Source organism: Desulfuromonas versatilis, assembly GCF_019704135.1.
In the GTDB taxonomy this organism is placed as follows: domain Bacteria; phylum Desulfobacterota; class Desulfuromonadia; order Desulfuromonadales; family NIT-T3; genus Desulfuromonas_A; species Desulfuromonas_A versatilis.
Genome location: NZ_AP024355.1, coordinates 2,907,996 through 2,919,947, shown reverse-complemented (window position 1 = coordinate 2,919,947; position 11,952 = coordinate 2,907,996). Strand labels below are relative to the sequence as shown.

9 protein-coding genes are annotated in these 11,952 nt (G+C 60.1%); 8 read left to right on the top strand and 1 reads right to left on the bottom strand.

Annotated features, from left to right (window positions below; translation table 11 throughout):
• Positions 1-89 precede the first annotated feature (89 nt).
• Positions 90-455, top strand: a complete 366-nt coding sequence (locus tag DESUT3_RS13235) for a response regulator (RefSeq protein WP_221248960.1) — start codon at positions 90-92, stop codon at positions 453-455.
• Between the two features lie 655 nt (positions 456-1,110).
• On the opposite strand, the gene DESUT3_RS13230 is transcribed toward DESUT3_RS13235, so the two are convergent.
• Positions 1,111-2,499: a sigma-54-dependent transcriptional regulator gene (locus tag DESUT3_RS13230; RefSeq protein WP_221248959.1), complete on the bottom strand. Its 1,389-nt coding sequence runs from the start codon at positions 2,497-2,499 to the stop codon at positions 1,111-1,113.
• A 157-nt stretch (positions 2,500-2,656) separates the two neighbouring features.
• Between DESUT3_RS13230 and DESUT3_RS13225 the strand changes: the two genes are divergently transcribed.
• The 7 genes from DESUT3_RS13225 to DESUT3_RS13195 all read left to right on the top strand — a co-directional run bounded on the left by DESUT3_RS13225 (position 2,657) and on the right by DESUT3_RS13195 (position 11,922).
• A complete protein-coding gene (locus tag DESUT3_RS13225) occupies positions 2,657-4,036 on the top strand; it encodes an NfeD family protein (protein ID WP_221248958.1) in 1,380 nt (459 codons plus the stop codon).
• A 56-nt stretch (positions 4,037-4,092) separates the two neighbouring features.
• A complete protein-coding gene (locus DESUT3_RS13220) occupies positions 4,093-4,821 on the top strand; it encodes a slipin family protein (RefSeq protein ID WP_404827048.1) in 729 nt (242 codons plus the stop codon).
• A 333-nt stretch (positions 4,822-5,154) separates the two neighbouring features.
• A complete protein-coding gene (locus DESUT3_RS13215) occupies positions 5,155-8,601 on the top strand; it encodes a pyruvate carboxylase (protein WP_221248956.1) in 3,447 nt (1,148 codons plus the stop codon).
• 266 nt (positions 8,602-8,867) lie between these two features.
• Positions 8,868-9,557, top strand: coding sequence for a retropepsin-like aspartic protease (locus DESUT3_RS13210; RefSeq protein WP_221248955.1), 690 nt, complete (start codon positions 8,868-8,870; stop codon positions 9,555-9,557).
• Between the two features lie 58 nt (positions 9,558-9,615).
• Positions 9,616-9,960, top strand: coding sequence for a DUF3024 domain-containing protein (locus DESUT3_RS13205; RefSeq protein ID WP_221248954.1), 345 nt, complete (start codon positions 9,616-9,618; stop codon positions 9,958-9,960).
• Positions 9,961-9,968: 8 nt separating this feature from the next.
• Positions 9,969-10,823 carry an REP-associated tyrosine transposase gene (locus DESUT3_RS13200; protein ID WP_221248953.1) on the top strand — a complete coding sequence of 285 codons (855 nt, stop codon included), beginning with the start codon at positions 9,969-9,971 and terminating at the stop codon, positions 10,821-10,823.
• Positions 10,824-10,881: 58 nt separating this feature from the next.
• The gene (locus DESUT3_RS13195) at positions 10,882-11,922 is read left to right on the top strand and encodes a hypothetical protein (protein WP_221248952.1); all 1,041 of its coding nucleotides are present in this window, start codon (positions 10,882-10,884) and stop codon (positions 11,920-11,922) included.
• The last annotated feature ends 30 nt before the right edge of the window (positions 11,923-11,952 follow it).

Sequence of the window (11,952 nt, the reverse complement as noted above, 5' to 3'; positions counted from 1 at the left end):
ATTTTCCGGTAAGGATGCTATCATTAAGGACCAATCCCGAGATGGGATTGGGCAGGAGGGGCTGGGGTTAGTCGGCAAGGGAGGTTCTGGTGAAGAACATCTTCATTGTGGATGATCAGCCGGATATCCGGCAACTGCTCGAGATCGCGCTCAAGGGGGACGGACGGCGGCTGCATCTTCTCGACAGCGGAGAAGACGCCTTGCGCAGGGCCGAGGATATCTCGCCGGATCTAATTCTGCTCGATGTCATGATGCCTGGTGGGATGGACGGCTACGAGACCGTGCGACGGCTCAAGGGAAACCTCGGCACGCGGCACTGCCCCGTGATCGTGGTAACTGCCAGGGGCCAGGCGGTCGACCGGGCCGACGCCCTGGCCTGCGGGGCCGACGAATATGTTTCCAAACCTTTCAGTATCGCCGAAATCAAGCGCACGGTGTCCGGCTACCTGTGTTGAACAACCCCGGCGCGAGGTCGGCCCTTCCAGCGGTTCGCCTGGATGCAAAATGTGCCGCAGGCGCTTTCCTTTTTCCGGAAGTGTGGTTTAATTGGCTTGCTTAGCGAGGTCTAACTTTCCGGGGGAGGTGAAGAAAATGATGAAGGTATCCTGCGGGGCAAAGTGTGAGCATAATTCGGGCGGCCGATGCGGACGGCGGGTTATGCCGGGCGAAACCTTGATCCGGTTGGATCAGAGTGGGCGCTGCGCCAATTACCGGCCAGGCTGAGAAAATATTTGCCAAAAAATTTTCCTGGCCGCTCCATAAGGGGCGGCTTTTTTTGTTGCTGGCAGCGGGTTCGCGCGCGGGTTGAACCGGAACCCGCCCGGGGAGGAGGCTGGCGCATGCCGGGGAGCGAGGGGGCCGCGAAGCGGCGGAGACCAAACCGAACCAGATGTGGAAAAAATTAATTAATTGACAGTTGCCTGATCGTGAGGTAAAACAATGTTATGCATGGTTGGGTTCGTCGGGATGCCCCTGTTATTCAGGGCCTTGGGCGGCGCGCTCCCGGTGGATCCGGGCCCTGCATAAGCTCTCTCTCTCCTTGGAACGCAGCAAGGGCCCGGCGGCTTCCCGCCCGGGCCCTTGCTGTTTTCGGGAGACGGGTCCGACGAATCAGGTGTCGATTCCCAGCCGCTTGATCTTTTCCACCAGGGTGGTCCGGTTGATGCCGAGCAGGTTGGCGGCTCTGGCCTTGACCCCTTTGCCCAGTTCGAGGGCCTGCTTGATCATGCAGCGCTCGATCTCCTCCACGACCTGCACCAGGTTGACCCCCTGTTCCGTCACCCGCGGGCAGAGGATGGCGCTCTCCTCGCCCGCCTCCTCGCCGCCGCCGATGTTGGAGGGCAGATCCCGGCTCTCGATGGTCTCGCCGTCGGTAAGGGCGACGGTGCGCTCGATCACGTTCTCCATTTCGCGCACGTTGCCTGGCCAGTCGTAGCGCTCCAGGGCGTGCATCGCCCCGGGGGAGACGGTCATCAGAGGGCGGTTCATCTCCTTGCAGGATTTCTGCAGAAAGTGCCGGGCCAGCAACTGGATGTCCTCCCGCCGCTCGCGCAGGGAGGGGAGCTGGATGGGGATGAGGTTGAGCCGATAATAGAGATCCTCGCGGAAACGCCCTTTCTTGACCTCCTCTTCGAGGTTGGCGTTGGTGGCCGAGATGACCCGCACGTTGAGCTTGGTCTTTTTCCCCGAGCCGACCCGCTCCACCTCCTGCTCCTGCAGCACCCGCAGCAGCTTCATCTGCAGGTGCATGGGCATGGTGCCGATCTCGTCCAGAAAGATGGTGCCGTTGTTGGCCTGCTCGAATTTCCCCGGCTTGTCGGCCACCGCGCCGGTGAAGGCTCCGCGGATGTGGCCGAACAGCTCGCTCTCCAGCAGTTCGGCGGGAATGGCCCCGCAGTTGATGGCGACGAAGGGGTTGTCCTTGCGCGCCCCGTTGAAGTGGATGGCCTTGGCGACCAGCTCCTTGCCGGTACCCGATTCCCCGAGGATCAGGATGGTGGAGTCGGTGTTGACGATCTTTTCCATCCGCATGAACACCTGCTGGATGGCAGGGCTGTTGCCGATGATGTTGTCGAATTTGTATTTTCCGCGAAGCTGTTGGCGCAGGTAGCGGTTCTCCGCCACCAGGCGGCTTTTTTCCAGGGCCTTGGTCACCTGGATCTTGAGCTTCTCAAAGTTGAAGGGCTTGGTGATGTAGTCGAAGGCCCCTTCCTTCATGGCTTCGACGGCCGTCTCCGCCGAGGCCTTGCCGGTGACCAGGATCACGTTGGTCGCCGGGAAATCGTCCTTGACCTTCTTGAGGATATCGATGCCGTTGACCCCCGGCAGAAACAGGTCGGTGATGACCACTTCGAAGGGGTTTTTGGCCAGAATCTTCAAGGCGTCTTCGCCCGATGCCGCGGTTTCCACCTGGTATCCGGCGCTGCCCAGCAGCAGACTGAGCGCCTCGCGGTTGTGCGGCTCGTCGTCGATGATCAGAATCTGGGAGAGATTTTTCATAGTCACCGTTGCGATGAAAGGGGGCGTCATTCCATTGACGCAAACTAACTTAGCACGTTCGGCGCTGCAGGGCAAGGGGATTGCGCCACCCAGTTTCAGAAAAAAGCTACCATTTTCAACCATTTGACACCAGACAGCCATGGGGTAATCTTTAACCATGGAAAAGCTCTGGAAAATATGGCTGGTGCTGCTGGGGGTCATTCTTCTGCCAGGCGGGGGCGGGCCTGTCGACGCCCAGCCGCTGCAGGCGACCTCGCCGGTCATCAGGGTGGTGGAGGTCGCCGACGTGATCAACCCGGTGATCGCCGGGTTTCTCGTCGATCAGCTGCAGCAGGCCAACAGCCAGCAGGCCAAAGCCTTTCTCATTCGACTGGATACCCCCGGCGGACTGGATACGGCCATGCGGACCATCATCCAGGGGATCCTCGGCTCGCGCATTCCGGTGATCGTCTACGTCGCGCCCTCCGGCGCCAGGGCCGCCTCGGCGGGGGCGCTGATCACCCTGGCGGCCGATTTTGCGGTGATGGCTCCGGGGACCAATCTCGGGGCCGCGCATCCGGTGGCCATCGGCAGCGGCGGCGCCGGCGGCCAGAACGAGCAGAGCACGATGATGGACAAGGTGCTCAACGATGCCGTGGCCTATGCCCGCAGCATCGCCGAGCAGCGCGGCCGCAACGTGGACTGGGCCGAGCGGATCGTCAGGGAGAGTATCTCCACGCCGGCCTCCGAGGCCCTGGAACTCAAGGTGATCGACCTGATCGCCGAAAACGATAAGCAGCTGCTTGAGGGGCTTGACGGGCGCCGCTATCTGCGCGAGGGGCAGGGGCTGACCCTGCATACCGCCGGGGCGGAGCTGGTGGTCGCGGAAATGGGCTGGCGCCAGAAAATCCTCAACACCGTCAGCAACCCCAACGTCGCCTACATGTTGCTGATGCTGGGGATCCTGGGGATCTTCTTCGAAATCTCCCAGCCCGGGGTGATCCTGCCGGGGGCCATCGGCGCTCTGGCCCTGCTGCTGGCCTTTTTCGGCTTCCAGACCATTCCGGTCAATTACGTGGGCGTGCTGCTGATTCTGCTGGCGGTGGTGCTGTTCGTCCTGGAGATCAAGGTCATCTCCTACGGCATGCTGACCGTCGGCGGCATCGTCTCGCTGGCCTTTGGTTCGTTGATCCTGGTGGATACGCCGGAGCCTTATATGCAGATCTCCTGGGAAGTGATCCTGGTGACCGTGGCGGTGACCAGCGGGTTTTTCATCATCGCCCTGTATTTCGTGGTCAAGACCCAGAAAACCCGCTTCGTATCCGGGGCCGAGGGGATGGCCGGGGAGCGCGGCGAGGCGCTCACCGACATCCATGAAACCGGGCGGGTGTTCGTGCACGGCGAGTATTGGGACGCTTTTTCCTCGGAGGCGATTCCCCGGGGGGCCGTGATCGAGGTGGTGCAGATGGCGCGCAATATGCGCCTTGAAGTCCGGGCGGCCGAACGGCGGACCAGTCCCGGGCCCGGCAGTGAATCCCCAGGCGAAAACCTAAACTGAAAAGGAGGTCGCGAATGATCCCTGTCGGACTGATTGGCTGGGCGGTGTTGGTGGCCATGCTGGTGGCGATTGTCGGCAGCGCGGTGCGGGTGCTGTTCGAATACGAGCGGGGGGTGGTGTTTCGCCTCGGGCGCTTCGCGGGGGTCAAGGGGCCCGGGCTGCGCTTCATCATCCCGGTGGTCGACAAGCTGGTCAAGGTGAGTCTGCGCATCGTCGCCATGGACGTGCCTCCCCAGGACATCATCACCAAGGACAACGTTTCGGTAAAGGTCAACGCTGTCCTCTATTTCCGCGTGGTGGGGCCGGAGAAGGCGCTGATCGAGGTGGAAAACTTTCTCTATGCCACCAGCCAGCTGGCCCAGACCACCCTGCGCAGCGTGCTGGGGCAATCGGAGTTGGATGAGTTGCTAGCCCATCGCGACAAGATCAACCAGAACCTGCAGCAGATTCTCGACCGGCAGACCGACGCCTGGGGGATCAAGGTTGCCAACGTGGAGGTCAAGCACATCGACCTTCCGGTGGAGATGCAGCGGGCCATGGCCCGGCAGGCCGAAGCCGAGCGCGAGCGGCGCTCCAAGGTCATCCATGCCGAGGGCGAATTCCAGGCTTCGCAGAAACTCGCCGATGCGGCGCGGATCATCTCTTCCGAGGCCGGCGCGCTGCAGCTGCGCTTTCTGCAGACCTTGACCGAGGTGGCTACGGAGAAGAACTCCACCATCATCTTCCCGGTGCCCATCGACCTGATCCGGCCATTTCTGGGGAAGGCCGGCCTGGAAGAAAAATAGAGCTGCGGACCAATTTGCCCTAAAAAGGCGCCGAACCCCAGGTGGGCGGCGCCTTTTCCCATGGGTTGGCGGCCGTCATACACAATTGGATGATTCCGCGAAAAGAGGTCGAAGTTGCTTTGTTAATTCAATGGGTTAAGTTTTAAAACAATATTCTATATTGACAGTGTTTCTCCTTTCTGGTTAGATGTGCGTCATCGTGCATATTGATCTAAATATTTAAAAATACATAAAAATTTTAGTTTTGCTAAAATATTTAGGCTTGCTGTAGTTGTTTTATTTTGGGTTAAATAGTTGCCGGCGCCGGCAGGCGTCGCGCGGAGGAGGAAGCACATGGCGGTAAAAAAGTTCAAGAAGATCCTGGCGGCTAACCGCGGCGAAATCGCGATCCGCATCTTCCGGGCCTGCACCGAACTGGGGATCAGCACCGTGGCCATCTACTCGGAGCAGGACAAGCTCTCCCTGCACCGCTACAAAGCCGACGAAGCCTACCTGGTCGGTAAGGGCAAGGGGCCCATCGACGCCTACCTGGGGATTGACGAGATCATCGACCTGGCCCGCAAGAAGGATGTCGACGCGATCCACCCCGGTTATGGCTTCCTTTCGGAAAACCCCGAATTCGCCGAGGCCTGCGAGCGGGCCGGGATCACCTTCATCGGCCCCACCCCGGAAATCCAGCGGGCGCTGGGGGACAAGGTCTCCGGGCGCAAGATGGCCGTCGAGGCCGGCGTGCCGGTGGTTCCCGGGACCGAGCAGCCCATCTCTACCGAAGAGGAGGCGCTGATCTTCGCCAAGTCGGCGGGCTATCCGATCATCGTCAAGGCTTCGGCCGGTGGCGGCGGCCGCGGCATGCGCGTGGCCCGCAGCCAGAAGGAACTGCTCGAGGGGCTCAAGAGCGCCGCCTCCGAGGCCAAGGCCGCCTTCGGCAACCCCGCCGTGTTCCTGGAAAAGTACATCGAGCGCCCCAAGCACGTCGAGGTGCAGATCCTCGGCGACAAGCACGGCAACATCGTGCATTTCTACGAGCGTGACTGTTCGGTGCAGCGCCGTCACCAGAAGGTCATCGAAATCGCCCCCTCGATCTACCTCGACGACAAGAAGCGCGCCCAACTCTGCGATTACGCGCTGAAGATCGCCAAATCGGTGGACTACGTCAACGCCGGGACCATCGAGTTTCTGATGGACAAGGAAGAGAATTTCTACTTCATCGAGGTCAACCCGCGCATCCAGGTCGAGCACACGGTGACGGAGCTGGTGACCATGCGCAATCTGGTCCAGGCGCAGATCCGCATCGCCGAGGGGTACAAGCTCTCCGACCCGGAGATCAACATCAAGAGCCAGAAGGACATCGAGCTGCGCGGTTACGCCATCCAGTCGCGGATCACCACCGAGGACCCGGCCAACCAGTTCGCCCCCGATTTCGGCACCATCAAGGCTTACCGCACCGCGGCCGGCTTCGGCGTGCGCCTCGACGCGGCCGCCGGCTTTGCCGGGGCGGTGATCACCCCTCACTACGATTCGCTGCTGGTCAAAATCTCCACCTGGGGACTGACCTTCGCCGACGCATCGCGGACCATGCACCGTGCCTTGCAGGAGTTCCGCATTCGCGGGGTGAAGACCAACATCGGCTTTCTCGAGCGGGTGATCACCCACCCGACCTTTCGGGAGGGCAAGTGTGACACCTCCTTCATCGACAGCCACCCCGAGCTGTTCCTGATCCCGGTGAAGAAGGACCGCGCCAACAAGATCCTCAACTTCATCGGCCACACCATCGTCAACGGCTACCCCGGCATCAAGCAGCCGCTGCATTTCAGCAGCCTGCGCGAGGCGACGGTGCCCGAGATTCCCTATGGCACCCAGCACCCCCGCGGCACCCGCGACATCCTGCTCGCCAAGGGACCCGAGGGGCTGGCCCAGTGGGCGCTCAAGGAAAAACGCCTGCTGGTCACCGACACCACCATGCGCGACGCCCACCAGTCGCTGATGGCCACGCGCTTCCGCACCTTTGACCTGGATCGCATTGCCGAGGCGACCGCCCACCTGGGCGGCGGGCTATTCTCGCTGGAGATGTGGGGTGGAGCGACCTTTGACGTCGCCATGCGCTTTTTGCGCGAGGACCCCTGGGAGCGCCTCGACCGGCTGCGCAAGAAGGTGCCCAATATCCTCTTCCAGATGTTGCTGCGCGGCTCCAACGCCGTCGGCTACACCAACTACCCCGACAACGTGGTGCAGGAATTCGTCGCCAAGGCCGCCCAGAGCGGCATCGACATCTTCCGCGTGTTCGACTCGCTGAACTGGACCAAGGGGATGCAGGTCGCCATGGACGCGGTGCGCAAGAACAACGCCGTCTGCGAGGCGGCCATGTGCTACACCGGCGACATCCTCGATCCCAAGCGCGACAAGTACCCCCTCCGGTACTACGTCGACCTGGCCAAGGAACTCGAGAAGATGGGCGCCCACATTTTGGCCATCAAGGACATGGCGGGTCTGCTCAAACCCTTCGCCGCCGAGAAGCTGATCCGCGCCCTCAAGCAGGAGATCGGCATCCCCATTCACCTGCACACTCACGATACCTCGAGCAACGGCGGGGCGATGCTGCTGATGGCCGCCCAAGCCGGGGTCGACATCGTCGATGTGGCCCTCTCTTCGGTTTCGGGGCTGACCGCCCAGCCCAATCTCAACGCCCTGCTGGCGGCGCTTCACGGCACCATCTGGGATCCCAAGCTCGACCAGGACGGGCTGCAGCAGCTCGCCAACTACTGGGAGACCGTGCGCCCCTGCTACGCCCCCTTCGAGTCCGAGCTGCGCAGCGGCACCGCCCAGGTCTACCACCACGAGATCCCCGGCGGCCAGTACTCCAACTACAAGCCCCAGGTCGAGGGGTTCGGCCTCGGCCACCGCTGGGAGGAGTGCAAGGAGATGTACCGCAAGGTCAACGACATGTTCGGCGATGTGATCAAGGTGACCCCCTCGTCGAAGATCGTCGGCGACATGGCCATGTTCATGATCCAGAACAACCTGCAGCCCGAGGACGTCTACGAGCGCGGTCAGCAGCTGACCTTCCCCCAGGGGGTGGTCGACTTCTTCAAGGGGATGATCGGCCAGCCCTACGGCGGCTTTCCCGAAAAGCTGCAGAAGATCATCCTCAAGGACGAGCAGCCGCTGACCTGCCGCCCGGGTGAACTGCTCGAACCCGTCGACTTCGCCGCCAAGAAGGCCCAGGTGGAGAAGAAGGTCGGTCACCCCATCTCCGAGCGGGACGTGCTCTCGGCGACCCTCTATCCGGGCGTTTTCGAGGAGTTCGACCGCCACCGCCAGGAGTTCAGCGACACCTCGTTCCTGCCGACGCCGGTCTTCTTCTACGGCCTCGACATCGGTGACGAGGTGAGCATCGACATCGAGCCGGGCAAGACCCTGATCATCAAGCTCAATGCCATCGGCCGGGTCCACGACGACGGCACCCGCAACATCTACTTCGAGCTCAACGGCGAGCCGCGTCAGGTGCGGGTCAAGGACCTCTCGGTCGCCACCGAGGAAACCAGCCACGCCAAGGCCGATCCCGACGACTCCCGGCAGGTCGGCGCGCCGATGCCAGGCAAGCTCTTCAAACTGCTGGTCGCCGTCGGCGACGCGGTCAAGGCCGGCGACACCCTGCTCTCCACCGAGGCGATGAAGATGGAGACCAACGTCAAGGCCCAGAAGGACGGGGTGGTCAAGGAAGTGCTGTTCAAAGAAGGCGACCAGGTGCAGCAGGGCGACCTTTTGGTGGTTCTTGACTGATCCAAACCGAAATAAGTGACAACAAAGCCGGCCTCGACAGGGGCCGGCTTTGTTGTTTTGACGCGGTAAGAATCCCGCTGTAAGAGATTTTTTACTGGCCCCCGGCCACCCGGAGTTCCGTGTGGCGAAACTTTTTCCGCAGCCGGTGGCAATATCCCTATGCAGGGATAAGATTATTGAAAAACAAGCGGTTGGCTTTTGGAAAGGAATCTGCTTAAAATAGGGCTCATTCAAGAAATTTAAATGAACAATCGGAGGGCAGGCGGATGGGCAGGGTTTGGCAGTTGCTGACCCTCGGGCTTCTGGCACTGGTAGCGACGGGGATGCCGGGGACCCTGGAGGCGAAGTATTACAGGTACGTTGACCAGAACGGCAGCATCGTGTTCGTCGACGACGAAACCCGCATCCCCCAGCAGTACCGGGAGAAGCTCAAGGTCTACCGAGAGGCCCTCGACGATCTCTCGCCGCAGCAGAGGGCGCTGGAACTCGAGCGGCGCAACGGCCTCGCGAAAGAGGAGCAGGGTTCGGAGAACAAGCGGAAAACGGCCCGGCTTGCCGTGCTCGAGCCGCAGGAAACCCCGGTCATCATCGAGGGGCACCAGATCCTGATCCCGGTCTCGCTCAATTACGGTCCGCGCAGCGTCCAATTGAACATGCTGCTGGATACCGGAGCGACCCACACGGTTCTTTACCGCAAATCCATCCGCGGGCTGGGGCTTGTCGCCCAGAGAAAGGCCCACAGTAAACTGGCCTCTGGCCAGGTCATCCAGTCCGACCAGGTCCAAATCGCCGCGCTGCGCATCGGCCCCTACGAGATGAAGGGGTTTACCGCCTACATCATCGACAATGCCGATCCGACCGATACCGTCGACGGCCTGCTGGGGATGGATTTTCTCAAGCACCGGCAGTTTCAGGTCGATTTCGCTGAGCAGGTGATCCGCTGGGAGCAGCCGTGAGGTTGTAACCCATCCCCTCTATCCTTTCCGAAAATCCATCCCTGGAAGGACCCAACCCATGCCTCTCCCCCCTCTCGTCAAACAACTCGTCGAAAAGAAGCTTTCCGCCTACTGCCAGAAAAAAATCCCCAATCATCTCCACAACGAAATCCGCCTCAGCTTCAAATTCCGCGGCAACACCATCACCCTTTTCGAAAGCCGCCCCGCATTCAGGATGCCGGAGAAGTGGGTTGAAATATCAGTGGCGCAGTTCCGCTACGATACCGAAGAGAACCTCTGGGCACTCTACTGCGCCGATCGCAATTCCCGCTGGCATCCCGACATGAATATCGACCCGGTGAAGAACTTCGACCGTCTCCTTCAGGAGATCGATCAGGACTCCACCGGGATTTACTGGGGATAGGAGGAGAAATGGCCCGCCCGCTGCGCATCGAATTTCCCGGTGCCCTCTATCACGTCACCTCCCGTGGCAACCATCGCCAGGACACCTTCCTCGATGATGGGGATCGGGAGCGGTTCCTTGGCATCCTTGCCCATACCGCCCGGCGTTACAACTGGCTCTGCCATGCCTACTGCCTCATGAACAATCACTTCCACCTTGTCATCGAAACCCCTGACGGCAATCTCTCCAAGGGGATGCGGCAGGTGGGGGGCGTCTACACCCAGGCCTTCAACCGCCGGCACGGCAAGAGCGGGCACCTCTTCCAGGGGCGCTACAGGGCCATTCTCATCGAGAAGGAAAGACATCTGCTGGAGGTTATTCGGTACGTCGCTCTCAACCCGGTGCGGGCCGGCGCTACGAAGGCGCCGGAGGACTGGCTTTGGAGCAGCTATAGGGGAACCTGCAGAATGGGTGAGGTTCACCCATGCCTCAGCGTCGACTGGGTGCTCGCAAATTTCGGGCAGGAGAGGCAAACGGCTGTCAGCCGGTTCCAATCCTTCGTCCGGGACGGAATGAAGGCCGGCAGTCCTTTCGAAAAGGTGAGGGGGCAGGTCGCACTCGGCAGTGAGAGCTTTTTCGAGATGCTCCAACCATTTCTCGAAGACAAATCAGAGATCGGCGAGATTCCCAGGTTCCAACGAGTTGCCGGGCGGCCGGAACTTGATGAGTTTTTCTCGGCCGTTCAGGGCCGCGATGAACGAAACGGAAAGATTGTCGAAGCCGTGGAAAAGTGGGGGTACAGCCAAAAGGAGGTCGCCGACCGGCTTGGCCTGCACTATTCGGCAGTGAGCCGGATCATCGGAAATGCAAGAGTAAAGACTTGACCCTCTTAGCGACCCTCTTAGCTCGCGATGGGTGGCTTTTTTGTCTGGAGTGCCGAAGATGAGCCGTAGATACGCCAATCCCTATACCTATAAATCTGAATTCCGCTGGATAGAGCCCGGCTTCAAACTGAAAGCCCTATCATTGAGGGAGACGGCTCTTGTTGCAACCCTTGGGCTCCTGATTGCTTTTGCCGCCGGAATTTTTGACCAGGACAAGGTGGTTGAGGGCGCTGCAGGGGTCGCCACCGCTGTTGTCATTGTTGCCATCTACATTCTGACGGCCAGATATAAATGGCGCTCCGTTGCAATAACCGGAAATACCATTAATGTCTTTTCCGCCGGCAACACCAAGGATGATGACCAAGACCGCTTGCAGATCAAGTTGGAGGACATAGAACACTTCAGCATTGTCACAGATGGGAGCGACCCCAAAGGACGCTGCGCACTTGAAATCTTGGACAAGTCCGGCGTTACCCATAAGATCCTGATCTCGCCCAAAGTGGATCAATTTCGATTGCATACATATCTGGCAGAAACGGTCGGAAAAAAGACCACCCCCGATGATGTACCATTGTTCGATTTGGGTAAGGATAAGGCGGCCATCATGGCCATGGCCACGATGGCACTTCTTGCTCTTTACGCATTTACCGACGGAGCGTTTATTTCCGAGGGCTATGCTGGGCGGCCAGCCTTTCTCTACATGGCCGCAGGAGGTTTCTGCCTGCTCATGGCGAGTTTTCTGTTGCTGATGCTTGGCAGGGTTCCGACCCCAGAAGCCGTTACGCTTGCCATGTTGATCGGTATCTCCGCCTCATTGGCGCTTTATCCCGGGCTGTTAAGAGTCAACCAACTGACGGACAAGGTAGGTCTCCAGTATTACCGGTACATTTACGCCGGCGACAATATCCTGTCGCCTGTGAATGTCGGCCCACCAGAACTTGAGATCAGGAACGATTATGGTTACTGGGAATCCTTTCCAACAGACCATGTATTCGACATTGGCCTGAGAAAAGGCGGACTGGGATTTTATCAAATCAATCTCGAGCCCATATATGACGACATGGGCGACTTCTATCAGAAGCGCAGGAAGTTGAAATGATTATTATTTTACAAGACTTGCCCCTGGGAT